The following is a 26,874-nucleotide window of genomic DNA, read 5'->3' as shown; positions in this document are numbered from 1 at the left end:
CGAATAAACAAATAAACAAATTACCAAATAATAATGAGTACCATATTAAAAACAAACGCTTTAGAAAGCGAAGCGATATACATATTTAGAGAAGTAATTTCTCAATTTGACAAGCCGGTTTTACTTTTCTCTGGAGGAAAAGATTCGATTACATTGGTGCGTTTAGCGCAAAAAGCTTTTTTTCCTGCAAAAATTCCTTTTCCATTGTTGCACGTAGATACTGGACACAATTTTCCGGAAACAATTGAATTTAGAGACAAATTAGTTGCTGAATTAGGTTTGGAATTAATAGTTCGTAATGTTCAGGATGCTATTGACGAAGGTAAAGTTGTAGAAGAATCTGGAAAATATTCCAGCAGAAACAGTTTGCAAACAACTACACTTTTGGATGCAATCGAAGAATTTAAATTTGATGCTTGTATTGGTGGTGCGCGTCGTGATGAAGAAAAAGCAAGAGCTAAAGAGCGTATTTTCTCTGTTCGTGATGATTTTGGTCAATGGGATGAGAAAAACCAACGTCCGGAATTGTTTGATATTTTGAACGGAAAAATTGAAAATGGTCAAAACGTTCGTGTTTTTCCAATTTCTAACTGGACTGAACTAGATGTGTGGAGTTATATTGAGCAAGAGCAAATCGAAATCCCATCGATTTACTTTTCACACAAACGTAAAGTATTCTTGAGAGATGGTATGATTTGGTCACATTCTCCATTTGTATACCAAGAAGAAGATGAAGAAATCGAAGAAAGAATTGTTCGTTTTAGAACCGTTGGAGATATGAGTTGTACGGCAGCTGTTGATTCTTACGCAGCAACAATTCAAGAAGTAGTAGGCGAAATCAGATCTTCGACTATTTCAGAAAGAGGAGCCAGAATAGATGACAAACGTTCTGAAGCCGCGATGGAAAAAAGAAAACAACAAGGATACTTTTAGAAAATAATTATAAGGTATGAATTATAAATTATGAATTGTTCCGACACATTTAAAATTTATAATTCAACATTTAAAATAAAAAAATCAAATTTAGAAGTTTACATAAGGTGTCTTGAAAACCTTAAACTTTTAAACTTCAAACAAAAAACAAGGAATGGAAGTTTTAAAAATAGCAACAGCAGGAAGTGTAGATGACGGAAAGAGTACCTTAATCGGGAGATTATTATACGATACAAAATCGTTGACTACAGATAAGATTGAAGCAATAGAAAAAAGTAGCAAGCAAAAAGGATATGATTATCTTGATTTTTCTTTGGCTACCGATGGTTTGGTTGCTGAGAGAGAACAAGGAATCACGATTGATGTAGCTCATATTTATTTTTCGACAGCCAAGAAAAGTTACATCATTGCCGATACTCCGGGTCACGTAGAATATACACGAAACATGGTTACGGGAGCTTCGACTTCGCAGGTTTCAATCATTTTGATTGATGCTCGTAAAGGCGTTATTGAGCAAACGTACAGACACTTTTTTATCAATAATTTATTGAGAGTAAAAGAAGTGATTGTTGCGGTAAACAAAATGGATTTAGTTGATTATTCGGAAGAAGTATACAACAAAATCAAAGCTGATTTTCAGGCATTGAACAGCAAAAGTTCATTCAAAGAGCAAAACGTAAGTTATATTCCGTTGAGTGCTATTAATGGAGGAAACGTTGCTGATAAATCAGAGAACATGCCTTGGTACACAGGACAAACGGTTTTGGAACACTTAGAAGCTTTAGAGCCAGAAGATATTTTTGAAACAGGTAAAGCACGTTTCCCAGTTCAAACGGTTATCAGACCAAAAACGGAAGAGTATCATGATTTTAGAGGATATGCCGGAAAATTATACGGGAACAATATCAAAGTGGGTGATGCGGTAACGGTTCTTCCTTCTTTGACAGAATCTAAAGTGACTAATATTCACTTTTTCGATCAGCAATTTGATGAAGCGACAGCAGGTTCTTCGATTACTTTAGAATTGGAAAATGATATCAATGTTACAAGAGGAGACATGATTGTAAAATCGAATGAACTTCCTAAAATCGAAAAAGATATCAATACAACGATTTGTTGGATGGACAGCAAAAAGTTAGTTCCAGGAACAAAATATTTGGTACAACACAATACCAACAGAGTTTTGGCAAAAATTGAAAGCGTGAAAAACGTAATCGCTACAGATTATTCTGGAGTTACACCAGCGACTCAATTGGCTATAAATGAAATAGGCGAAGTAAATATTAAATTAAGCAAAGCTTTGTATTTTGATGCCTATAATGACAACAAATCAAACGGCGCTTTTATTTTAATTGATGCTGCAACCAACACAACTGCTGGAGTTGGATTTATAAACTAAATCTAACTTTTGCCAAAAACAACACACAGATGGAAAGTTTTAGAACCGAAATAGAAAATCCGATTGTCCAAAAAGACATTATCGATTTAGAAAGAAAAATTGCTTTATTCCGTGACGGAAAAATTGATGACGAACGTTTTCGTAGCCTTCGTTTGGCGAGAGGAGTTTATGGTCAGCGTCAGGAAGGTGTACAAATGATTCGTATCAAATTGCCTTTTGGTAAAGTGACCAGCGAACAATTGTTGCGAATTACTAAAGTTTCTGATGAATATTCAACCGGACGTTTGCACATTACAACGCGTCAGGATATCCAGATTCACTATGTAAGTTTGGACAGAACGCCACAACTTTGGGCAGAATTAGAGAAAGATGATGTTACACTTCGTGAAGCTTGTGGAAACACCGTGAGAAATATTACGGCTAGTGAAACGGCAGGAATCGATGGAGAAGAACCTTTTGATGTGTCGCCTTATGCGCATGCCTTGTTTCAGTTTTTCTTGAGAAACCCGGTTTGTCAAGAGATGGGACGTAAATTCAAAATGTCATTTTCATCTTCGGATAAAGATACAGGATTGAGTTATTTGCATGATTTAGGATTTATTCCAAAAATTGTAAATGGCGAAAGAGGTTTTAAAGTAATGTTAGGTGGAGGATTAGGTTCTCAACCAAGTCATGCCGAATTACTTTCTGAATTTATTCCGGTAAACCAAATTATTCCAACTACTGAAGGCGTTTTGAGAATTTTTGATCGCTATGGCGAAAGAGCAAAACGTTTAAAAGCACGTATGAAATTCCTAATCAAAGATTTGGGAAGAGACGAGTTTTTACGATTGGTGGAAGAAGAAAAAAAAGCCTTGTCTTACCAAACAGTTGAAATCGATACAACTGCTTTTGATGGTGAAATTCCAGCTCCTTTATTAGAAGTTCCAAAAGTAGTAATCGAAGACACAGCAGCTTTCGAAGCTTGGAAAAAATCAAATGTAATCGCGCAAAAACAAGCGGGTTGTGTAGCGATTGGAATCAAAGTTTTATTAGGTGACTTTTATACGGATAAAGCAAGAGCATTGGCAGAATTAGTTAAAAATTATGCGGCTAATGAATTGCGTTTTTCTTTGAGACAGGATATTTTAATTCGTCACGTAAAAGAAGAAAATTTACCTTTTTTCTACCAAGAATTAGCCAAATTAGATTTTGTGGCTTTAGGTTACAATACGATTTCAGATATTACAGCTTGTCCGGGAACTGATACATGTAATTTAGGAATTGCAAGCAGTACCGGAATCGCAGTAGAACTGGAAAGAGTTTTAGAAACAGAATATCCACAATACAGCAACAATAAGGAAATCACGATTAAAATCAGTGGTTGTATGAATGCTTGTGGACAACACAATATGGCCGAAATTGGTTTTCAGGGAATGTCTATCAATTCAGGAAAATTAGTAGCACCAGCGTTACAAGTTTTATTAGGTGGAGGAAATTTAGGAAACGGAAACGGAAGATTTTCGGATAAAGTAATCAAAATTCCAAGCCGAAGAGGACCTGATGCATTGCGTTTCATTTTAAATGATTTTGAAGCTAATGCAAACGGACAATCTTTCTTGAATTATTATGATGCCAAAGGCGAAAAATATTTTTACGAATTTTTGAAACCATTAGCCGATTTGACTAATCTTACCGAAGCTGATTTTGTAGATTGGGGTAATGCTGATAACTACGTGAAAGCAGTTGGAGTAGGAGAATGTGCTGGTGTAGTAATTGATTTAGTAGCTACTTTAATATTAGAAGCCAAAGACAAAATGACTTTTGCGCAAGAAGCTTTTGATGAAGGAAAATGGGCTGATGCAATTTATTTAGCATACGCAGGATTTGTAAATGGAGCTAAAGCATTATTACTTGCTGAAAACCAAAAAACAAATCACCATGCAGGAATTATCGATTTGTTTGACACGGTTTTCATCGAAAGCAATAAAATTGAGTTGAATTCAACGTTCAAAGATTTAGTATACCAAATCAGAGCGAATGAGCCTTCTGCGGAATTTGCACAAAAATACATTCAAGAAGGAGTTGCCTTTTTTGAAAACATAGAAAAATACAGAGCAAAAGATTTAGCTAATGCATAATACAATACAACCAAAAATAACTTTAGTAGGCGCTGGTCCTGGCGATCCGGATTTGCTTACTCTGAAAGGAGTAAAAGCACTTGCTGAAGCGAATGTGGTTTTGTATGATGCGCTGGCCAATGATGAAATAATGATTCATGCGCCAAAAAATGCCATCAAAATATTTGTGGGTAAACGGAAAGGTTGCCATGAATATACGCAAGACCAAATCAATCAGTTGATTGTTGATAATGCGCTTACGTACGGAAATGTCGTTCGATTAAAAGGTGGAGATCCATTTATTTTTGGACGTGGAAGCGAAGAAATAGAATTCGCAGAAAGTTTTGGAATCCCTACATTTGTAGTACCCGGAATTTCATCTTCGATTGCAGTTCCCGCTTACCAAGGAATTTCTTTGACAAAAAGAGGTGTTTCAGAAAGTTTTTGGGTAATTACAGGTACGACTTCCGACAGGAATTTGTCAAATGATGTAGCGTTAGCTGCGCAATCATCGGCAACTGTTGTGATTTTAATGGGAATGAGCAAATTATCACAAATTGTTTCTTTGTTCCAAAAAGAATCCAAAGGAGAAACTCCCGTTGCAATTATTCAAAACGGAACTACTCCACAAGAAAAAATTGGAGTTGGAACGATTGACACAATTCAAGTAGTTGTAGCTGCGAATAAATTAAGCTCGCCAGCAATAATTGTTATTGGCGAAGTGGTTAAAGAAAGTAATAAGTTGAAAGGATTTTACGAAGAATTTCTATCAAACGAAATACGATTATAATGGAAAGAAATGAATTATATCCTGTTTTTTTAAAACTACAAAACCTGAATGTGTTGATTGTAGGTGGAGGAAACGTGGGTTTAGAAAAATTATCTTTCATGTTGAAATCAAGTCCGAATGCGAATGTTGAGGTAGTTGCACCAAGGTTTTTGCCGGAATTGGAAGAATTGGTCGAAAGACATCCTTCGGTGAAATTGACTAAAGCCAAGTTCAAGAAAAAAATGTTGAAAAAACGACACATGGTAATTGCTTGTACCGATGATTTAAAAGTCAATAAACGAGTATTTGATTTGTCTCGAAAAAGATATTTGATTTGCAATATTGCTGATACACCAGATTTGTGTGATTATTATTTGGGCGGAATTGTAACCAAAGGAAATGTAAAAATTGCTATTTCAACTAATGGAAAATCACCGACAACAGCCAAAAGATTACGGGAGTTTTTCGAAGAAATAATTCCGGACGATATCAATAAAATGGTCGAAAATCTGAATGAATATCGCAAGACACTAAAAGGAAATTTCGAAGAAAAAGTACAAAAAATGAACGAAATTACCGAAGCATTAAAAAATAAAGAATAGAAACAGCACAAAATAGCGAATGATATTTATCATTTAAAGTAGTAAAAATCAATCGTTAATTTGCAATTAAATAGTTTAGCATAATTACATTACATAAAGAATAAAAAAATGATTAAAACAGACATACTTATAATAGGAGCCGGACCAACAGGTTTATTTGCAGTTTTTGAAGCAGGATTGTTAAAACTGAAATGTCATATTTTAGATGCTTTGCCACAAGCAGGCGGACAATTATCTGAATTATATCCAAAAAAACCTATTTATGATATTCCAGGTTTTCCGGAAGTATTAGCCGGAGATTTAGTAGATAATTTAATGGAACAAATCAAGCAATTCGAACCAGGATTCACACTGGGAGAACGTGCAGAAACCATTGAAAAACAAGAAGACGGAAGTTTTATTGTGACTTCAAATAAAGGAAAAAAATTCCATGCTCCTGTGGTAGCAATTGCAGGTGGTTTAGGAAGTTTTGAACCAAGAAAACCATTGATTGAAGACATCGAATTTTACGAGGATAAAGGAATTAAATACTTTATCAAAAATCCGGAAAAATTCAGAGACAAAAGAGTCGTGATTGCCGGAGGAGGAGATTCTGCTTTGGACTGGAGTATTTTCTTGTCGAATGTTGCTTCTGAGGTAACTTTGATTCACCGTAGAAACGAATTCAGAGGGGCTTTAGATTCTGTAGAAAAAGTACAGGAATTGAAGAACTCAGGAAAAATAAAAATGATTACGCCTGCAGAAGTAGTTGGCTTGAATGGAGCGGAACATTTAGAGTCAATTGATATTGAGGAAAATGGCGCACATAGAACCATTGCAACGGATTATTTTATTCCACTCTTTGGATTAACACCAAAATTAGGTCCTATCGGAGACTGGGGATTAGACATTGAAAAAAATGCCATCAAAGTAAATAATGCTTTGGATTACCAAACTAATATTCCAGGGATTTTTGCCATTGGTGACGTAAATACCTATCCGGGAAAACTGAAATTGATTCTTTGTGGTTTCCACGAAGCCACATTAATGTGTCAGGCAGCCTATCAAATCATCAATCCAGGTAAGAAATATGTATTGAAATACACTACAGTTTCTGGTGTTGACGGATTTGACGGAACCCGTAAAGAAGCTCCAAAAGCCGTGGTGAAAGCCATAGTTTAACAACATAATACAAACTAGTTAAAAAATATAGCGCTAATACTTGCAAGTATTAGCGCTATGTCTTTACTTTGCACTGTTCATATATTTATTGAAAGTTATCACGAAAGGCGGAGGGAAAGACCCAATGAAACCTTAGCAACCCTTTATCTTTAAAGAAGGTGCTACATTCTACTTTATACAGAACCAGTTTCAGTATTTAAGATAGATAACACATGAATACTCACTTAGTATTTCTTAAACCCTTTCTTGACAACATATCGATATTTAGCTTACTGTATTTATTTCAGTATCAGGAGCGAACAATTGGCGTTTTTTTGTCAATACCGTTCCCGCTTTTCGTTGCAATCTTTTTCATCCTGAAACAAGTTCAGGACGAGAAAGGATTTTCACTGCAAACGTAGTTCATCGAACTCCTATGAAAATAGTAATTAAGTGAGGTAATCGGGGCTAAAGAGCTAATATATTGAACTTTTGGAATTAATAATAAGCGCTTAATACTATAATGTTTTGCGAGAATAAAACAAAAGATGTCAACAATTCAAGAAGCTATTAAAAAAAACATACTCATACTCGATGGAGCTATGGGAACCATGTTGCAACGCTACAATTTTTCCGAAGAAGATTTTCGAGGAGAACGTTTCAAAGATTTTCCACATTCCTTAAAAGGGAACAACGATTTATTGTCATTAACGCAACCACAAGCGATTCGTGCCGTTCACGCAGCTTATTTTGAAGCAGGAGCGGATATTGTTGAAACCAATACTTTTTCTGGAACTACTATCGGAATGGCCGATTATCATCTGGAAGATTTGGTATACGAACTCAACTATGAATCAGCAAGAATCGCCCGTGAAGTAGCCGATGAATTCACAGCCAAAAATCCGGATAAACCTCGTTTTGTAGCAGGTTCAATAGGACCAACAAACAGAACGGCCAGCATGTCACCAGATGTAAATGATCCGGGATACAGAGCGGTAACTTTTGATGATTTACGTATTGCTTACAAACAACAAGTAGAAGCGTTGATTGACGGAGGAAGTGATTTGCTTTTGGTAGAAACTATTTTCGACACTTTAAATGCAAAAGCGGCCCTTTTCGCTATTGAAGAAGTCAAAGACGAACGCAATATCGATATTCCAATAATGGTTTCCGGAACGATTACGGATGCGTCAGGAAGAACACTTTCGGGTCAAACCGTAGAAGCTTTTTTGGTTTCGGTTTCGCATATACCATTATTGAGCGTAGGTTTCAATTGTGCTTTGGGAGCTGATTTGCTGAAACCTTATCTACAGACTTTGGCGCATAATACGTCATTCAATGTTTCGGCGCATCCTAATGCAGGATTACCAAATGCATTTGGTGAGTACGATGAAACGCCAGAACAGATGCAAGCTTTCATCAAAGAATATTTAGACGACAATTTAGTAAATATCATAGGTGGTTGTTGCGGAACAACGCCAGAGCACATCAAGTTGATTGCTGATATCGCAAAGGAGTATAAACCTAGAGTATCAACAGCGACAATGTAACGTAGAGACGCGATGTATCTCGTCTGAATTATAGCCGGGAATTCTTTGTAATTATTGATTTTAGGGCAAAAAAAAATAAAAAATGGCACAAGCAGAAACTAGAAAAAACCTTGTATTATCGGGATTAGAGCCTTTAATCATTACGCCAGACAGCGTATTTGTGAATATTGGTGAACGTACGAATGTAACAGGTTCTAGAAAATTCCTTCGATTAATCAAAGAAGAAAAATACGAAGAAGCACTTAGCATTGCAAAAGAGCAAGTAGAAGGTGGCGCGCAAATCATCGATATTAATATGGATGAAGGAATGCTCGATGGCGAATATGCTATGACAAAATTCCTAAATCTAATCGCTGCCGAGCCTGATATTTCCAGAGTGCCAATTATGATTGACAGCTCGAAATGGGACATTATCGAAGCGGGTTTAAAAGTAGTGCAAGGAAAGAGTGTTGTAAACTCAATTTCTTTAAAAGAAGGGGAAGAACAATTTATTCATCATGCTAAATTGATCAAGCGCTACGGCGCTGCAGCAATTATTATGGCTTTTGATGAAACAGGACAAGCTGATAATTACGAACGAAGAGTTGAAATTTGCCAACGTTCGTATGATATTTTGGTAAACAAAGTTGGTTTTCCTCCGCAAGACATCATTTTTGATTTGAATATATTTCCAGTAGCTACTGGAATGGAAGAACACCGCTTGAACGCATTGGATTTCTTTAGAGGAACAAAATGGGTTAGAGAGAATCTTCCACATGCGCATATTAGTGGTGGTGTGAGTAATGTTTCTTTCTCGTTTAGAGGAAATGATACGGTTCGTGAAGCGATGCACTCTGTTTTCTTATATCATGCGATTCAACATGGTATGACGATGGGAATCGTGAATCCAGAAATGCTTTCTATTTACGATGAAATTCCAAAAGATCTTTTAGAACACGTTGAAGATGTAATCTTGAACAGACGCGATGATGCCACAGAAAGATTGTTGGACTTTGCCGAGAATGTAAAAGGAGATGTAAAGAGTAATGAAAAAACAGTTCAAGAATGGCGTTCGGGAACTATTCAGGAACGATTGACGCATTCGCTAGTAAAAGGAGTTGATGAATTTATAGAAATTGACGTAGAAGAAGCCAGACTTGCAGCAACAAAACCTATCGAAGTAATCGAAATCAACCTAATGGCAGGAATGAATGTCGTAGGAGATTTATTTGGTTCGGGAAAAATGTTTTTACCACAAGTGGTGAAATCAGCGCGTGTAATGAAAAAAGCAGTAGCTTATTTATTGCCATTTATTGAAGCCGAAAAAGATGGTGTTTCGAGTTTTGCAGGTCGTATATTAATGGCGACTGTAAAAGGCGATGTACACGATATTGGTAAAAATATTGTTTCGGTTGTTTTGGCTTGTAACAATTATGAGATTATTGATTTAGGTGTGATGGTTGCGCCTGAGAAAATTATCGCTGCAGCTATAGAACACAATGTTGATATTATCGGTCTAAGCGGATTGATAACACCTTCATTGGATGAAATGGTGTATTTGGCTAAAGAATTAGACAAAAGAAATATAAAAATCCCAGTGATGATTGGTGGAGCAACGACTTCGCGCGCGCATACTGCCGTGAAAATTGCACCACAGTATAGAGAAACGGTTATTCACGTAAATGATGCTTCGAGAGCCGTAACGGTTGCCGGAAATTTATTGAACAGTGAGAAAAAAATATATGCAAGTGACATCAGAGCAGAATATGATGCTTTTAGAGAGACTTTTTTGAATCGTTCGCGTGACAAAAATTTCTTAACTATTGAGCAAGCTCGTGTCAATAAATTGAAATTAGATTGGGAAAATTACAACCCAATGAAGCCTAATTTTATTGGAACAAAAACAATCGAAGTCGATTTGGATGTTTTGGTTCCGTATATTGACTGGACACCCTTTTTTAGAACATGGGAATTGTTTGGGAAATATCCAGCGATTTTAACAGATACTGTTGTTGGAGAACAAGCTACTTCGGTTTTTGCGGATGCCAAAGAAATGTTGGGCGTTATTTTGAAAGAAAAGAAACTGACAGCCAAAGGAATCTACGGAATTTTTCCAGCGAATCAAGTGAATGATGATGACATCGAATTGAGCGACGAAAGTGGAAAAGTACTAGAGAAATTCTTGACGTTGCGTCAGCAATCACAAAAAACAAAAGGTGCTCCAAATATCGCTTTATCTGATTTTATTGCTCCAAAAGACAGCGGTAAAAAGGATTATATGGGAGCATTTTGTGTAACAACCGGTTTTGGTGTGGATGAATGGGCGGCTGAATTCGAAAAAGATTTAGATGATTATAATTCGATTATGGTGAAAGCATTGGCGGATCGTTTCGCAGAAGCTTTCGCAGAATATTTGCACGAAAAAATCCGTAAAGAGATTTGGGGTTACGCTGCTGATGAAAATTTATCTACCGAGGCTATGATTGAAGAGGTTTATAAAGGAATTCGTCCAGCACCGGGTTATCCGGCTTGTCCTGACCATTTGGAAAAACCAACGATTTGGAAATTATTGAATGTAGAACAAGAAATTGGAGTGACTTTAACAGAAAGTATGGCGATGTGGCCGGCTTCATCGGTTTCTGGATATTATTTTGGAAATCCGGAAAGTAGGTATTTTGGACTTGGAAAAATAAAAGAAGACCAAGTTATTGATTATGCCAAACGAAGAAGCGTTTCGACAGAAGTTGCCATGAAATGGCTGAACCCAAATATTGCAGATTAGAAAATAGTTTAAAGTTGAAATTTTGTTTAAAGTTTAAAGTTTAAAGTTGTTCGAGAGAACCTTAAACCTTAAACCTTAAACTTCAAACTAAAGAAGATGAAAGTAACACAACATATTGAAGACGCAAAAGGAGAAACTTTATTCTCCTTCGAAATTATTCCGCCTCAAAAAGGCAAAAGCATTCAGGAATTATACGATAATATTGATCCGTTGATGGAGTTTAAACCACCATTTATAGACGTAACTACTTCTCGCGAAGAATATATTTACGTGGATAAAGGCAATGGTTTATTAGATAAGAAACTGACCAGAATGCGTCCGGGAACGCTTGGGATTTGTGCTTCGATAAAGCATAAATACAACGTAGATACGGTTCCTCACGTGCTTTGCGGTGGTTTTACTAAAGAAGAAACTGAGTATTTATTAGTCGATTGTCATTATCTTGGAATTGATAATGTGATGGCGTTACGTGGCGATGCGATGAAAGACGAGCAATATTTTATTCCGAAACAAGGAGGAAATGATTTTGCGGTTGATTTAGTGAAACAAATCAACCAATTGAATTGCGGGAAATATTTGCACGATGTAATGGATATTGATAATAAAGCCAATTTTTGTATTGGTGTTGCTGGATATCCGGAGAAGCATTTGGAGTCTCCATCCTTACAATCTGATTTAAAAAGGTTGAAAGAAAAAGTTGATGCAGGTGCGGATTATGTGGTGACACAAATGTTCTTTGATAATGCTAAATACTTTGAATTTGTTGCCAAAGCCAGAGAAATGGGAATTACTGTACCTATTATTCCAGGTATTAAACCAATTGCCGTAAAAAGACATTTGCAAGTCTTACCACAAATTTTCAGAATCGATTTGCCGGAAGATTTAATTCATGCAGTTGACCAATGTAAAAATAATGCGGATATCAGACAAGTAGGAATCGAATGGGCAATTCAACAATCTTTAGAATTGAAAGCTGCAGGAGTTCCGGTATTGCATTATTATTCTATGGGGAAATCAGAGAATATTAGACAAATTGCGAGTAAGGTTTTTTAATTCCCCAATCGTATTTCATAAAAAAAGCTCGTTTAAAATCAAATTTAAACGAGCTTTTTTAGTTGTAAACTACTTTGTAATCTCTCTAAATACTGCCTCGAGGTTTTTATTTTTCTGATTCAGTTGAAGTGTTTTCAAACCATTGGCATTAGCAAAATCAAAAACAGCCGGTCGCATGTCTTTATCCGCTTTGAAAGTCAATTCCCAAATCATGTCGTGTGTATTCTTGTAAGAAACAAGATTTTCGATTTTAGCAATAGCTTGTTCCTCTATTTTATAATCAAATTCTACTTCGATAACTTGCTCCTTGTCTTCGGAAATTAAGTGGTCCAGTTTTTTATCGGTAACAATTTTGCCGTTATTGATGATAATAACGCGGTCACAAATGGCTTCAACTTCCTGCATAATGTGCGTAGAAAGGAAAACGGTTTTGTCTTTCCCTACGTTTTTAATCACATTACGAATTTCCATTAATTGATTTGGGTCTAAACCAGTTGTTGGTTCGTCAAGAATCAAAACATCCGGATTGTGTAATAAAGCATTGGCAAGACCTACACGCTGGCGATATCCTTTGGATAATTGTCCTATTTTTTTATGACTTTCGGTACTTAAACCTGTCAATTGAATTACTTCTTCAATGCGGGATTTGGCTACTTTGTACACATCTGCGTTAAAAGCCAAATATTCTCTCACATACAAATCCAAATACAACGGATTGTGTTCCGGTAAATAACCAATGGAAAGCTGAACGGCTTTTTGCTGTGTGTTTACATCGTTTCCATTTACGATTGCTGTACCTTCATCGGCATTGATATACGTTGTCAATATTTTCATTAAAGTCGATTTTCCGGCTCCATTTGGACCTAAAAAACCAACAATTTCTCCTTTATTAATGGAAAATGAAATGTTATCCAGTGCTTTTTGGGCACCGTAGCTTTTGGATATATTAGTAACTTCTATTGACATGGAATTTTATTTGTTGCAAAAGTAAACAGAAAAAGTATTGATTTATTGTTTTTTGTAGCCCAATAGCTAAAAAGTCCTTTGTCAAAGTTTTACAAAGCGAGATGATATTCTATTTTAGATTTATATATTTACCATAAACTATATAGATATGAATTTGAAAAATACACAATCCGGCAGTTTCTTAAAAAACTACAAAAGTATTTTATTGCTACTTGGAGGAATTCTGGTAGGAAGTATATTAGGTTTAGTTTTTGGAAAAGGAGTAGAAGTGATTAAACCTTTGGGCGATATATTTCTGAATTTATTGTTTACAGCAATCATTCCTTTGATATTTTTCACTATTTCATCATCAATAGCCAGTTTAGAAAAGTCAGAGAAATTGGGGAGGTTATTCGTAATTGTAATAGGTGTGTTTTTAAGTACAGTATTGATTTCTGCTATTTTAATGATTATTGGTGTATTGTTATTCCCTGTTCAGCAAGATATTATCATTTCCAAAATTCCATTGGAAACAATTCAGGAAAGTTCTACGGGTTCACAAATTACCCAGTTGCTTACTGCAAGTGACTTTTTTGAACTGTTGTCCCGTAAAAATATGTTGGCGCTCATTATATTTTCTTTTTTAATAGGATTTGCCAGTTTGCATTCAGGAGAAAAAGGGAAAGATTTCAGTCGCTTCCTAAATTCAGGAAACGAAGTGATGAAGCAATTGTTACACATGATTATGAAAACGGCTCCAATAGGTTTGGGTGCTTATTTTGCGTATCAGGTTGGGATTTTTGGACCGCAATTATTTGGCGCTTACGCAAAACCTTTAGGGCTTTATTATGCGGTTTGTGCTTTTTACTTTGTCGTATTTTTTAGTTTGTTTGCTTTTATTGCCGGAGGGAAATTAGGATTTAAAGTATTTTGGAAAAACAATATTACGCCTTCTTTAACTGCGTTAGGAACTTGCAGCAGCATTGCGACAATTCCGGCGAATCTGGAAGGTGCCGAAAAAATGAATATCCCGAGTCATATCAGGAATGTAGTTATTCCACTTGGCGCACCTTTGCATAAAGACGGTTCGAGTATGTCGTCCATTATAAAAATTGCGGTTATTTTTGCCATGTTTGGTAAAGATTTTACAGATCCTTATAATTTACTAGTGGCATTGGGAATTACAGTAATTGTTTCAGTAGTCGAGGGCGGAATTCCAAATGGAGGTTATATAGGTGAAATTCTAGCGATAACCGTTTATGGATTTCCTATGGAGCAAGCTCTACCGGCAGCTATGATTGTAGGAACCTTAGTAGATCCTATGGCGACCCTGTTGAATGCAAATGGAGATTTAGTTTCAGCGATGGTAGTTACCCGAATTGCAGAGGGAAAAAAATGGCTGTCGGCTAATTTAGCAGCTTAAACGCTTTTTTAGTTTGAATTAGTTGAAAAAAGCATTTAGAAATCAGTAATAAGAGATGGGTTAGAAGTCTCTTTTTTAGGTATTTTGCAATAATAAGCAGCTTTCACAAAGAATTCTTTTTTTGTTACATAAAACAATAATTTTTTTTTGGTCGGTTTGAAATAAGCCCTACATTTGCAGTGTAAATATTAAATATAACACAGAAGATACAATGTCTAATAACCGTTTTTATTTTAGCAACACTTATTATTTCTTCTTTAGGAAGTAAGGGATTGTGCTATGGTTATTTGAAAACAAACAAACAAATAAAACTAATATACAATCCTGATGAAAATCAGGATTTTTTTTTGAATATAACTGAAATAAGATAAATGAAAATTGATAGAATACGAATCAAAATTTCATTTTCAAATAGAAACAAATAATAACTTAGAATGAGAACTAAGATTGCAATACAAGGTATAAAAGGCTCTTTCCATCATCAGGTGGCACAGGATTATTACTATCAAAATGTTGAGGTAGATGAGTGTTTGTCTTTTGAAGAGTTAGTGGATAGTTTGCTTTCAGGAAAATCAGATCAGGCAGTTATGGCTATAGAAAACTCTATCGCTGGACCAATTATTCCGAATTATGCCTTGATTGATAAAAACAATTTACACATTATTGGAGAGCATTATTTAGATATTCACCAAAATTTAATGGCGTTAAAAGGGCAACAAATTGAGGATATTTTAGAAGTGCATTCTCATCCAATGGCGTTATTGCAATGTATGGAGTTTTTGAAAAAGTATCCGGACATTAAATTAGTTGAAGATAAAGATACTGCCGAAACGGCTCGAAGAATACATCAACATCAGTTGAAAGGAATTGCTGCAATTGCGAGTAAAACGGCTTCTGAAATGTATGATTTAGAGATTTTGGCTCCGGAAATTCAGACGATAAATAATAACATGACACGATTTGTTATTATCAAAAAGGAGAACTCATTTGTTGATGAAAACGAAATAAACAGAGCTTCCATCAAATTTGAATTGGATCACAAACGCGGCAGTTTAGCAGCAGTTTTAAATGTGATGAGTGATTGTAAATTGAATTTAACCAAAATACAATCATTGCCAAAAATAGAAACGCCTTGGAAATATTCCTTTTTTGTGGATGTTACTTTCGAAAAATACGAAGATTATGCTAAAGCAAAAGCATTACTGACCATAATGGCGGAATACTTTAAGGTTTTAGGCGAATATAAAAATACAAAGCCATGATTACTACAGCGAAACGTCTGGATATAATTGAAGAATACTATTTCTCCTCAAAACTGAGAGAAGTAAGACAATTGGCTTCTGAGGGGAAACCAATTATTAATATGGGAATTGGAAGTCCGGATTTACAGCCATCACAAGCAGTTGTTGGTGCAGTTGTTATGGCAATGCAAGATGAAAATGCGCATCAATACCAAAGTTATCAAGGATTGCCGGAATTACGACAAGGTATGGCTGATTTTTATCAGAGTAACTTTCAAGTAGCGTTGAATCCAGCTAACGAAATTTTGCCTTTGATGGGTTCCAAAGAAGGAATCATGCATATTTCACTGGCTTTCTTGAATGAAGGAGATCAGGTGCTGATTCCAAATCCAGGTTATCCAACGTATACTTCGGTGACGAATTTAGTAGGGGCAGTTCCGGTTTATTATGACTTAAAAGAAGTAAATAATTGGGAACCTGATTTCGAAGCTTTGGAAAAACTGAATTTATCTAAAGTGAAAATCATGTGGATTGGTTATCCGCATATGCCAACAGGAGCAAGAGGAAGTTTGGAGTTGTTTTCAAAATTAGTGGCTTTTGCCAAAAAACATAACATTTTGTTAGTCAATGACAATCCGTATAGTTTTGTTTTAAATGACAATCCGATGAGTTTGTTACAAGTGGAAGGCGCCAAAGATGTGGCTTTAGAATTGAATTCTTTGAGTAAGACTTTTAACATGGCAGGCTGGAGAGTTGGAATGGTTTTAGGAAATGCAGCTTGTATTGATGCTGTTCTAAAAGTAAAAAGCAACATGGACAGCGGAATGTTCTACGGGATTCAAAAAGGAGCAATTGAAGCTTTAAAAAGTGACAAGACTTGGTTTGAATCGATGAATGCGATTTATAGAAAACGTAGGATTCTTACCGAACAACTAGCTGAGAAATTAGGTTGTAAAGTATATAAAGAAGGAGTTGGATTATTTGTTTGGGCAAAGTTGCCAGACGGAATTACATCGGCAGAGAAATTTATTGATGAAATTTTATATGACAAATCTATTTTTATTACACCGGGGACCATTTTTGGTTCTAATGGAGAAGGATATATTCGATTTGCACTTTGTGTAAAAGAAGAAAAAATACAGGAAGCTATAAATAGATTTTAGATTGTTGATTAACGATTCTAGATTTCAGATTTTCCTGCAAGGTTTTTAAAACATTGTAGGTATAAAAATAAAACGATGAAAGTATTTGTAATAGGAATAGGATTAATTGGTGGTTCGATGGTATTGGACATTAAAACGCTGCATCCAGAAGCCAAAATTTATGGAATTGATAACAACGAAAGTCATTTGGCGGAAGCCTTAGCTTTAGGAGTTGTTGATGGAGTGGCAACATTTGAAGATTTAGTTGATGCTGACTTTGTAATCGTTTCGGTTCCTGTTGATGTAGCATTGATTGTTTTGCCAAAAGTATTGGATGTTGTTGGGGACAATACGATTGTTTTTGAAGTAGGTTCAACAAAAACTCCTATTTGTGAAGCGGTTGCACATCATCCTAAAAGGAGAAATTTTATTGCTACGCATCCTATTGCAGGAACGGAGTTTTCAGGACCTTCGGCGGCGATAAAAGGATTGTTTCAAGGTAAAACGAATATTATTTGTGAAGTAGAGAAAACAACTTTCAAATTACAGGAAAAGGCGTTGGAGCTTTTTACGGCGATGGGAATGAGAATCCGTTATATGGACCCGAAATCACATGATAAACACATTGCATATGTATCGCATTTATCGCATATCAGTGCCTTTATGTTGGGGAAAACGGTAATCAATAAAGAGAAAGACGAACAGGATATTTTTGATATGGCCGGTTCCGGTTTTGAAAGTACGGTTCGTTTAGCCAAAAGTTCGCCAGCAATGTGGACGCCAATTTTTAAACAAAACAGGAAGCAGGTTGTAAAAACATTGGATGAATACATTTCGAATTTATCAAAATTTAAAGAATTATTAGAAAAGGAAGATTACGATGCGATTTATAATGAAATGCAAAGTGTCAATAAAATAAAGGAAATATTAAACGGAATTAATGTAAAAAAATAGACCGTTTTTTGGGGCAGGCGCAGTCTCAGAAAACAGTTTCAAGAAGAAGAACAACACAATAAAAAAATAAAAATTAAAAAAGATGGAAAACAAGAAAGAAATGAGAAATTGGTTGAATGAATTCAATTTGACTCATCCATTTGTAATCGCAGGACCTTGTAGTGCTGAAACAGAAGAACAAGTATTGAAAATTGCACATGAATTGAAAGATTCGGATGTAAGTGTTTTTAGAGCAGGAATTTGGAAACCAAGAACGCGTCCGGGAGGATTTGAAGGTGTTGGGGAAATAGGATTGAAATGGTTGAAAAAAGCCAAAGAACAAACGGGATTGTTAATGGGAACAGAGGTAGCAAATGCTGCTCACGTAAAATTAGCTTTGGAGTATGATATTGATGTATTGTGGATTGGTGCAAGAACTACCGTAAATCCATTTGCAATGCAGGAAATTGCAGATGCTTTAGTAGGAACTAAAAAAATCGTATTGGTTAAGAATCCGGTAAATCCAGATTTGTCTTTATGGTTGGGAGGTGTTGAGCGTTTATACATGGCAGGAATTGAAAAATTAGGAGTAATTCACAGAGGTTTTTCTACTTACGAAAAAACAAAATACAGAAATATTCCAGAATGGCAGATTGCTATCGAATTACAAAATAAATTCCCTGATTTGCCTTTAATCATTGACCCGTCTCATATTACAGGAGATCGTAAAATGATTCTTGAAGTAACTCAAGAAGCTTTGGATTTGAATTATGATGGTATGATTATCGAAACACATTACGATCCGGACAATGCTTGGAGTGATGCTGCACAACAAGTTACGCCAGACGCTTTGAAACAAATCTTTATTGATTTGAAAGTTAGAAAAGTAAATGATGTGTCGGATGAGTTTACTCAAAAAATGGCTAAGTTAAGAGCTAATATCGATGTTTTAGATGCTACTTTATTGGATTTATTAGGGAAGCGTATGAAAGTAGCAGACGAAATAGGTCAGGTGAAAAAAGATGCTAACGTTGCTGTTTTGCAAAACAATCGTTGGAACGAAATTCTAGGAAAAATGATTTTAGAGGGTGAGAAAAAAGGATTGACTGAAGAGTTTGTACTTAAAATGTTCAAAGCTATTCACCAAGAAAGTATTGGTCACCAAGAAAAAGTATTGAACGCTTAAAATGATTTAGGAGTGTAGATTAACGATTTCTGATTTTAGATTTCGGTGATGAGAATTTAAATTTTATGAAGTCCCAAGACGTTATGTTTTGGGATTTTTTTGTTTTTAGAGTCTTCTAATGTCAAAAATCGAAAATCCTTTATCTTTGCAGAGTCTTAGATTTTAAATCTGAAATCTAAAATCGTTAGTCTTCAATCAAAAATCCTTTATCTTTGCAAAGTCTTAGGTTTTAAATCAGAAATCTAAAATCGTTAATCTTCAATCAAAAATCCTAAATGACAGGACTAGTATACAAATCTACAGGAAGTTGGTACACCGTAAAATCCGAACAAGGGGATTTTATAGAATGCCGTATGAAAGGGAAATTCCGAATTAAAGGAATCAAAAGCACCAATCCTATTGCTGTCGGTGATATTGTGGATTATGAACTCGAGGTAACATCAGATGTAGTTACAGGAACTATTCATAAAATTCATGACAGGAAGAATTACATCGTTCGTAAATCAGTTAATTTATCGCACCAGATGCATATTATTGCATCGAATATTGATCGGGTTTTCTTGTTAGTTACCATAAATAATCCGCCAACGACTTTTAATTTTATTGACCGTTTTCTGGTTACTGCAGAAGCGTATGGAATTGAAACGATATTGGTTTTTAATAAAATCGATACTTTTGACGAAGCCACGCTTGACGAGCAGTTGTACATGCAGCATGTGTACCAAGAAATTGGATATAAATGTTTACGCGTTTCTTCTACCGAAATGAAAGGAATAGAGGAATTGAAAAAAATGATGATTGGTAAAGTGAGTATGTTTTCAGGACATTCAGGAGTTGGAAAGTCAACTTTGGTAAATGCGATGGAACCTTCTTTACATCTAAAAACAAAAACAATTTCTGAAGCAAGTAAGCAGGGACAACACACGACGACTTTTGCAGAGATGTATGATTTATCATTTGATGCCAGAATCATCGATACGCCGGGTATCAAAGGTTTTGGAATAGTCGATATGGAAAAAGAAGAAGTGAGTGGTTATTTTCCTGAGTTTTTCAAATTGAAAGACCAATGTAAATTTAATAATTGCTTGCATAAAGAGGAACCGCATTGCGCCATTAAAGCAGCATTAGAAAGAGATGAAATTGCTTGGTCCCGTTATAGAAGTTATCTTAAAATTCTCGAAGGTGACGATGAACATTATCGTACCGATATTCATAATGAAGACCGAATAATTAGTGATAAAACAAGAGAATAAAAGAGACGCGATTTATCGCGTCTGTTTTTTATAGAATATAAGATAATGAAAGTTGTAATTCAAAGAGTTTCCTCAGCCTCTGTAACCATTGATGAAAAAGTTGTTGCCGATATCCAAAAAGGTTTATTGGTATTAGTTGGAATTGAAGATAGCGACACGCAAGAAGACAGTAATTGGCTGGTTGGTAAAATTGTAAACCTGCGGATTTTTGGAGATGAAAATCAGGTCATGAATTTATCCGTTGCAGCTATTGACGGTGATATAATTGTGGTAAGCCAGTTTACACTTCATGCTTCCACCAAAAAAGGAAATCGTCCTTCCTATATAAAAGCTTCAAAACCAGAAGTTGCTATCCCATTGTACGAGAAATTTGTAAAAAAAATAGAAATGGAATTGGGAAAGAAAGTACAAACCGGAATCTTTGGTGCAGATATGAAAGTACTTTTGTTGAATGACGGTCCAGTAACGATAGTAATTGACAGTAAAAATAGAGATTAAAATGAACCTAAAAAATTCCCAACTAGACGTTGACACTTGGATAAAAGAACATGGCGTTCGTTACTTTAACGAACTGACTAACATGGCACAACTTACAGAAGAAGTAGGCGAAGTAGCCCGAATCATTGCACGTCGTTACGGCGAACAATCTGAAAAAGAAAGCGACAAAAATAAAGACCTTGGCGAAGAATTAGCCGATGTGGTTTTCGTGGTATTGTGTTTAGCAAATCAAACAGGAATCGATTTGCAGGCTGCTTTCGATAAAAAGATGGATTTAAAGTCTATTCGTGACAAAGACCGTCACAAAAACAACGAAAAACTCAAATAATTTGTGAATTGTAAATTATGAATTGTGAATGAGTAGTGGTAAATTGCGACCTTAAATTATTTGAGTCGAAAGCTAAAGCTATAACTCATAACTCATAATTAAAAACATGAATTTACTGTTACAAACTTCCCATTCTAATTTACAAGCTCAAATTGCAGTTACCGGTTCAAAAAGCGAAACCAACCGACTATTATTGTTACAAGCACTTTTTCCAAATATTACTTTGGCTAATACTTCCAACTCTGATGACAGTGAAGTCATGCAAAAAGCATTGAAAGGAAACGAGGAAATAGTTGATATTCATCATGCTGGAACGGCGATGCGTTTTCTAACGGCTTATTTTGCTGTAAACGAAGGTCGAGAAGTAGTTTTGACTGGTTCTCAGAGAATGACGGAGCGTCCAATAAAAGTTTTGGTGGAAGCTTTGGAACAATTAGGTGCAAAAATATCCTACGAGAAAGAAGCAGGTTATCCGCCTATTCGAATCAAAGGACAAAAAATCACAGCTTCTAAAGTTACTATTCCTGCAAATGTGAGCAGTCAATACATATCGGCATTGTTGTTAGTGGCGCCAAAACTGGAAAACGGTATTGAAATAACTTTAGTAGGTGAAATCACTTCAGTTCCTTATATCAAAATGACCTTGGCTTTGTTGAATGATTTAGATATCAAAACCAGTTTCGAAGGAAATGTAATTACCGTTTATCCAAAACAAGAAGTAGCATCGAAAGTAATGACCGTAGAATCCGATTGGAGTTCTGCTTCTTACTTTTTCAGTTTAGCTGCTTTGGCAGAAAATGCGACGATTTCATTGACCAGTTATAAAGAAACCAGTTTGCAAGGCGATTCGGCTTTGGTTGAAATCTACAAACAAATGGGTGTTGAAACGCATTTTGATGGAAACAAAATGACTTTGGTTAAATTGCCTAATTTCAAGCCTGAAGCTTTAAACTTAGAATTAAATAATACACCAGATATTGCCCAAACCATTGTAGTTACTTGCCTTGGTTTAGGAATTGGTTGTCATCTTACAGGACTTCACACCTTGAAAATTAAAGAAACCGATAGACTTGAAGCACTACGAATTGAGCTGACAAAACTTGGAGCAAATATATCAGTTACCAATGATAGCTTGACGCTTGTGGCTTCAAATGAAATCAATCATAATATTAAAATAGCTACGTATAACGATCACAGAATGGCGATGGCATTTGCACCTTTGGCTTTAAAAGTGCCAATAATCATCGAAAATGCGGAAGTAGTTTCTAAATCATACCCTGATTTTTGGGAAGACATGAAAAAATTAGATTTTAATGTGACTGAAATCGCTTCTTAATTCTCAATGTTTACGGGCCTAAACCTTTGTCGCTTTGTTGCTTTGCAAGTTCGAAACTAAATTAAACAGCAAAACACTTGACAACGCCTATCTCACAATCGTATATTTGCACACGATTTAGAAGTATGACTTCAAAACTCATACTTCATAATCTATAACTCATAACTTTATCAAATGAAATTATCACATTTTCAATTCGATTTACCAAAAGAACTTCTTGCTGAATATCCAGCTGAAAACAGAGACGAAGCACGTCTAATGGTTATTGATCGTAAGAAAGGAACTATAGAGCATAAAATGTTCAAAGATGTTATCGATTATTTTGATGACGGAGATGTTTTAATTCTGAATAATACTAAGGTTTTTCCAGCGCGTTTGTATGGAAACAAAGAAAAAACAGGAGCAAGAATCGAAGTTTTTTTACTTAGAGAATTAAATTCTGAGCAAAGACTTTGGGATGTTTTAGTTGATCCGGCTCGTAAAATTAGAATTGGTAACAAACTATATTTTGGAGATGACGATTCGTTAGTAGCTGAGGTTATTGACAACACGACTTCTCGTGGAAGAACATTGCGTTTTCTTTACGACGGTTCTTATGAAGAATTCAGAAATAAATTAACAGAACTTGGAGAAACTCCAATCCCAAAATATATTTCTAGAGACGTAACTCCGGAAGATGCGGAACGTTACCAAACCATTTATGCTAAAGAAGAAGGTGCTGTTGCAGCGCCAACTGCAGGATTGCATTTCTCGAAACATTTATTGAAAAAACTGGAAATCAAAGGAATTAAATTTGCCGAAGTAACGCTTCACGTAGGTTTGGGAACTTTCAATCCAGTTGAGGTTGAGGATTTATCAAAACACAAAATGGATTCTGAGGAATTAAAAATTACTCAGGAAGCGTGTGATATTGTGAATGAAGCCAAAGCTAAAAAGAAACGTATTTGTACCGTAGGAACTACTTCTATGCGTGCCGTTGAAAGCTCAGTATCGTCACAAAACACCTTGAATCCTTTTGATGGATGGACAAATAAATTCGTTTTTCCTCCACATGATTTTACGATTCCAACGTGTATGATTACTAATTTCCATACGCCAAAATCAACTTTATTAATGATGGTTTCAGCATTCTGCGGACATGATTTAATGAAAAAAGCCTATGCCGAAGCAATCAAAGAAGAGTATAAATTCTATTCTTACGGTGATGCGATGTTAATCATCTAATCTGTCCCTAAACTTCGAGATAATCATATTCTAAATAACAAAATCTCGTCAGTAATGGCGGGATTTTTTTTGGTGTGCCCCAAGGGTCGGGCTGTACGCTGTATCTTTATTTTCTGAAAGAAAGAAAATAAAGGATGCCACTTCCATCCCTCACACAATACGTTTTGGATAGGTGAGGACTTTTTGTGTGAAAAAAGAAATTTAAAACGTCATCTCAATTTTGTATCTGAATAAATTTATTACAGCTGTTTTTTTGTCAAGTCGAGCGCAGTCGAGACTCCTTGTTGGGTCTCGACTGCGCTCGACTTGACATATATTCTAAATTCTAATTCACTTGATACACCAGTCGTACCGTAATATTAGCCGTTTTGTTTTTGGATTGCGTATTGAAGGAACCGCCATAAGAAAAATCTTCCGATGAGTTTTGACCCGTAATTTGAAAAACACCCATATCTGATTTTTTTAGATTTCCTAAACTCGCATCTGCATTTTTAGCAATGCTTTTTGCTCTGATACTCGCGTCTTTTGTTGCTTCGGCAATCATTTTTATTTTTAATTCGGCAAGTTTTGTATAGTAATATTCAGGAGGAGATGAATAAAATTCCACACCAGAATTGATTAACTCACTCGATTGCCTGGATAATTCTTCAATTTTATTTACTTCCTTAGATTGGATACTCACGCTTTGGGTTAAGGTAAATCCAGTGAAAATTTGCTGTCTTGTCGTTCCGTTTTCGTTATAAGTCGTTTCAAAATCTTTATTAAAATTCACCGCAGAAAATACCATTTCATTCGGAGCAATTCCTTTGCCTGATAAATAGCTTTTTATTTTCTCTCTATCAGAATCCAATGCTGCGTACGCTTCTTTCAGAGTCACACTTTTTTTAGAAAAAGAACCGTTCCAAACAATCAAATCCGATACGAAATCCTTTTTCCCGGAGCCAGTTACACTTATGGTATCGTTACTTTTATTTCGATTCTGAAAAGCATTCGAAAATAAATAGGAGGAAATTACCACGGCGATAGCAATAATAATAACGTTCAAATTGTTTTTAAGCATAGGTTAAGGGTTTTAAATTCAATCAAATATAGTTAAATAACGAGTTGTTTTTTATTTCCGTATAGTATTCAGGAACTATTTTTTCTCATTCATAATTTTAACTATTTTATGTGTCGTCAATCGGCGATAAGTCTTTTATGCATCAGTCTTTTTTTACTACTTTTACAAACAAAATACAAAATATGGCATTCGAAAATACTCTTGAATTTGCAAAACAACTCGATTCGCAAGATCAATTACATAAATACCAAGATGAATTTATTTTTCCGCAGGTAAATGGAAAAAAAGTAATTTATTTTACGGGAAATTCATTGGGATTGCAACCCAAACGTACTAAAAACTATGTAGATGAGGTGATGAATGATTGGGCAAGTTTAGCTGTCGAAGGTCATTTTTACAGTGAAAAACCATGGTGGGATTACCACGAACGATTAGCAAATCCATTGAGTAAAATTGTGGGCGCTTTACCAAGCGAAGTTACCGTGATGAATACGTTAACGGTCAATCTTCATTTGTTGATGGTTTCCTTTTACCGACCTACAAAAAGCAGATATAAAATCATTTGCGAAGAAAAAGCATTTCCTTCGGATCAATATATGTTTCAAAGTCAGGTTCATTTTCATGGATACAAACCAGAAGATGCGATTGTAGAAATTAAGCGTCGCGAAGGTGAACACAACATTCGCATAGAAGATGTTTTGGCTAAAATTCAAGAAGTAGGTGATGAGTTGGCTTTGGTATTAATAGGCGGTGTCAATTATTACACAGGACAAGTATTTGATATGAAAACTATAACTGCAGCGGGCCATAAAGCGGGCGCTTATGTAGGTTGGGATTTAGCACACGCTGCAGGAAATATAAAACTGGAATTGCACGATTGGAATGTGGATTTTGCAGCTTGGTGCAGTTACAAATACATGAATTCAGGTCCTGGAAATGCTTCAGGATGTTTCATTCATGAGAAACACCACAACAATTCGGAGTTGCCACGATTCGCTGGTTGGTGGGGACATAATAAAGAGCGTCGTTTCAAGATGGAGCCCACTTTCGATCCAATTCATGGAGCCGATGGTTGGCAAATAAGTAATTTACCGGTACTTTCTCTGGCGCCATATTTAGCATCTGTAGAAATGTTTGATGAAATTGGGATGGACGCTTTAATTGAAAAAAGAGATGCAATTACTTCCTATTTAGAATTCATTCTGCACGAAATTGACAAAGAAGTTGATAGTACTTTCGAAATAATTACACCGTCAAATCCATTAGAAAGAGCGTCGCAATTATCAGTTTTGCTTCATGGGGAAGGACGTAGTTTATTTGATTATCTTATGAAAAGTGGTGTGATTACGGATTGGCGTGAACCTAATGTTATTCGATTAGCACCGGTTCCATTGTATTGTTCTTTTGAAGACATGTATCACTTTGGACAAATATTGAAATCCGGGATTTTAAAATAGTTTAGACGCAGAATTATATAAAAAATAGTTTAAATTGTATAAAGCATATTAACAGGTTTGAATGTTTCTTTGTATTATTATTAATCGTAAAACTTAAAATTATGAAAGCATTATATTTTATACTAATAGCTGCAGTTGTTGTTTCTTGTCAAAATCAAGGAAAAATGGAAATCGAAAAAGCAAAACTAGCGACTGTAGACTCGATGAAAGTTGAAATTGAAAAACAAAGAGTTATTGATTCCATGCAGGTTGAAATGGCTAAAATTGAGGAAGCCAAAATTGAAACCCAAAAAGAAGTTGTCGTTGTTAATAAACCATCGGCTACCACTACCACTTCAACAACCACACAAAAGAAAGGTTGGAGCAGTACTGCTAAAGGTGCAGTAATTGGAGCTGGAGTTGGAGCAGCAATAGGGGCAATTATAAGTAAGAAAAAAGTTCAAGGAGCTATAATTGGTGGTGTTGCTGGTGCTGGTATTGGTGCGGGAACAGGAGCTATTATAGACGGAAGTAAAAAGGAATAGATTTATTCTTTTAATAAA

At 35.5% G+C, this 26,874-nt stretch carries 23 protein-coding genes and 1 riboswitch; of the genes, 21 read left to right on the top strand and 2 right to left on the bottom strand.

Features of this window, described 5'->3' with window-relative positions:
- The first annotated feature begins 33 nt into the window (after positions 1-33).
- From cysD to metF, 9 genes are all read left to right on the top strand, one after another.
- The gene (cysD, locus tag QLS31_RS08475; protein WP_099713587.1) at positions 34-933 is read left to right on the top strand and encodes a sulfate adenylyltransferase subunit CysD; all 900 of its coding nucleotides are present in this window, start codon (positions 34-36) and stop codon (positions 931-933) included.
- Between the two features lie 154 nt (positions 934-1,087).
- On the top strand, positions 1,088-2,332 hold the full coding sequence (locus QLS31_RS08470) for a GTP-binding protein (protein WP_282743498.1): 1,245 nt from the start codon (positions 1,088-1,090) through the stop codon (positions 2,330-2,332).
- A gap of 29 nt (positions 2,333-2,361) precedes the next feature.
- On the top strand, positions 2,362-4,452 hold the full coding sequence (locus QLS31_RS08465) for a nitrite reductase (RefSeq protein WP_282743497.1): 2,091 nt from the start codon (positions 2,362-2,364) through the stop codon (positions 4,450-4,452).
- Positions 4,445-5,221: a uroporphyrinogen-III C-methyltransferase gene (gene cobA / locus QLS31_RS08460; RefSeq protein ID WP_282743495.1), complete on the top strand. Its 777-nt coding sequence runs from the start codon at positions 4,445-4,447 to the stop codon at positions 5,219-5,221. Before QLS31_RS08465 ends, cobA begins: the two co-directional genes overlap by 8 nt.
- Positions 5,221-5,802, top strand: coding sequence for a bifunctional precorrin-2 dehydrogenase/sirohydrochlorin ferrochelatase (locus QLS31_RS08455; RefSeq protein ID WP_099713583.1), 582 nt, complete (start codon positions 5,221-5,223; stop codon positions 5,800-5,802). The genes cobA and QLS31_RS08455 overlap by 1 nt, the downstream gene beginning before the upstream one ends.
- A gap of 108 nt (positions 5,803-5,910) precedes the next feature.
- Positions 5,911-6,963, top strand: a complete 1,053-nt coding sequence (locus QLS31_RS08450) for an NAD(P)/FAD-dependent oxidoreductase (RefSeq protein WP_099713582.1) — start codon at positions 5,911-5,913, stop codon at positions 6,961-6,963.
- 92 nt (positions 6,964-7,055) lie between these two features.
- Positions 7,056-7,175: riboswitch (SAM riboswitch) on the top strand.
- Positions 7,176-7,490: 315 nt separating this feature from the next.
- On the top strand, positions 7,491-8,492 hold the full coding sequence (locus QLS31_RS08445; RefSeq protein WP_282713105.1) for a homocysteine S-methyltransferase family protein: 1,002 nt from the start codon (positions 7,491-7,493) through the stop codon (positions 8,490-8,492).
- Between the two features lie 82 nt (positions 8,493-8,574).
- Positions 8,575-11,253 carry a methionine synthase gene (metH, locus tag QLS31_RS08440; protein WP_282743494.1) on the top strand — a complete coding sequence of 893 codons (2,679 nt, stop codon included), beginning with the start codon at positions 8,575-8,577 and terminating at the stop codon, positions 11,251-11,253.
- 96 nt (positions 11,254-11,349) lie between these two features.
- Positions 11,350-12,306, top strand: coding sequence for a methylenetetrahydrofolate reductase [NAD(P)H] (gene metF / locus QLS31_RS08435; protein WP_099713579.1), 957 nt, complete (start codon positions 11,350-11,352; stop codon positions 12,304-12,306).
- 69 nt (positions 12,307-12,375) lie between these two features.
- Here metF and gldA read toward each other — a convergent pair whose 3' ends face one another.
- Positions 12,376-13,272, bottom strand: coding sequence for a gliding motility-associated ABC transporter ATP-binding subunit GldA (gene gldA / locus QLS31_RS08430; RefSeq protein ID WP_121340887.1), 897 nt, complete (start codon positions 13,270-13,272; stop codon positions 12,376-12,378).
- Positions 13,273-13,420: 148 nt separating this feature from the next.
- Here gldA and QLS31_RS08425 point away from each other — a divergent pair, with 148 nt between their 5' ends.
- The 10 genes from QLS31_RS08425 (at position 13,421) to queA (ending at position 23,815) form a co-directional block, all read left to right on the top strand.
- Positions 13,421-14,674, top strand: a complete 1,254-nt coding sequence (locus QLS31_RS08425; protein ID WP_282743493.1) for a dicarboxylate/amino acid:cation symporter — start codon at positions 13,421-13,423, stop codon at positions 14,672-14,674.
- A 434-nt stretch (positions 14,675-15,108) separates the two neighbouring features.
- Positions 15,109-15,936, top strand: coding sequence for a prephenate dehydratase (locus QLS31_RS08420; RefSeq protein ID WP_282743491.1), 828 nt, complete (start codon positions 15,109-15,111; stop codon positions 15,934-15,936).
- On the top strand, positions 15,933-17,078 hold the full coding sequence (locus tag QLS31_RS08415; protein ID WP_282743489.1) for an aminotransferase class I/II-fold pyridoxal phosphate-dependent enzyme: 1,146 nt from the start codon (positions 15,933-15,935) through the stop codon (positions 17,076-17,078). Before QLS31_RS08420 ends, QLS31_RS08415 begins: the two co-directional genes overlap by 4 nt.
- Before the next feature lie 75 nt (positions 17,079-17,153).
- Positions 17,154-18,011, top strand: a complete 858-nt coding sequence (locus QLS31_RS08410) for a prephenate dehydrogenase (protein ID WP_282743488.1) — start codon at positions 17,154-17,156, stop codon at positions 18,009-18,011.
- An 82-nt stretch (positions 18,012-18,093) separates the two neighbouring features.
- Positions 18,094-19,176: a bifunctional 3-deoxy-7-phosphoheptulonate synthase/chorismate mutase type II gene (locus QLS31_RS08405; protein ID WP_099713573.1), complete on the top strand. Its 1,083-nt coding sequence runs from the start codon at positions 18,094-18,096 to the stop codon at positions 19,174-19,176.
- A gap of 275 nt (positions 19,177-19,451) precedes the next feature.
- Positions 19,452-20,429, top strand: a complete 978-nt coding sequence (gene rsgA, locus QLS31_RS08400) for a ribosome small subunit-dependent GTPase A (RefSeq protein WP_282743487.1) — start codon at positions 19,452-19,454, stop codon at positions 20,427-20,429.
- Positions 20,430-20,474: 45 nt separating this feature from the next.
- On the top strand, positions 20,475-20,927 hold the full coding sequence (gene dtd, locus QLS31_RS08395; protein ID WP_282743486.1) for a D-aminoacyl-tRNA deacylase: 453 nt from the start codon (positions 20,475-20,477) through the stop codon (positions 20,925-20,927).
- A 1-nt stretch (position 20,928) separates the two neighbouring features.
- Complete coding sequence (locus QLS31_RS08390) at positions 20,929-21,255, top strand: nucleotide pyrophosphohydrolase (RefSeq protein ID WP_035668323.1); 327 nt, start codon at positions 20,929-20,931, stop codon at positions 21,253-21,255.
- A 106-nt stretch (positions 21,256-21,361) separates the two neighbouring features.
- Positions 21,362-22,591, top strand: coding sequence for a 3-phosphoshikimate 1-carboxyvinyltransferase (gene aroA / locus QLS31_RS08385; RefSeq protein ID WP_282743484.1), 1,230 nt, complete (start codon positions 21,362-21,364; stop codon positions 22,589-22,591).
- Between the two features lie 174 nt (positions 22,592-22,765).
- Positions 22,766-23,815 carry a tRNA preQ1(34) S-adenosylmethionine ribosyltransferase-isomerase QueA gene (gene queA / locus QLS31_RS08380; RefSeq protein WP_282713097.1) on the top strand — a complete coding sequence of 350 codons (1,050 nt, stop codon included), beginning with the start codon at positions 22,766-22,768 and terminating at the stop codon, positions 23,813-23,815.
- Between the two features lie 325 nt (positions 23,816-24,140).
- Here queA and QLS31_RS08375 read toward each other — a convergent pair whose 3' ends face one another.
- Positions 24,141-24,875 (bottom strand): SIMPL domain-containing protein, encoded by a 735-nt coding sequence (locus QLS31_RS08375; RefSeq protein ID WP_282743483.1) that lies wholly within the window; start codon positions 24,873-24,875, stop codon positions 24,141-24,143.
- Positions 24,876-25,057: 182 nt separating this feature from the next.
- Between QLS31_RS08375 and kynU the strand changes: the two genes are divergently transcribed.
- Both kynU and QLS31_RS08365 read left to right on the top strand, forming a co-directional pair.
- Complete coding sequence (gene kynU, locus QLS31_RS08370; RefSeq protein ID WP_282743482.1) at positions 25,058-26,332, top strand: kynureninase; 1,275 nt, start codon at positions 25,058-25,060, stop codon at positions 26,330-26,332.
- A 101-nt stretch (positions 26,333-26,433) separates the two neighbouring features.
- Positions 26,434-26,856, top strand: coding sequence for a YMGG-like glycine zipper-containing protein (locus QLS31_RS08365; protein WP_282743481.1), 423 nt, complete (start codon positions 26,434-26,436; stop codon positions 26,854-26,856).
- Positions 26,857-26,874: the final 18 nt, after the last annotated feature.

Source organism: Flavobacterium sp. XS2P24, assembly GCF_030010285.1.
Taxonomy (GTDB): Bacteria; Bacteroidota; Bacteroidia; order Flavobacteriales; family Flavobacteriaceae; genus Flavobacterium; species Flavobacterium algoritolerans.
Note: the sequence above shows the minus strand (reverse complement) of the source record. Positions and strands in the feature narration are given on the sequence as shown.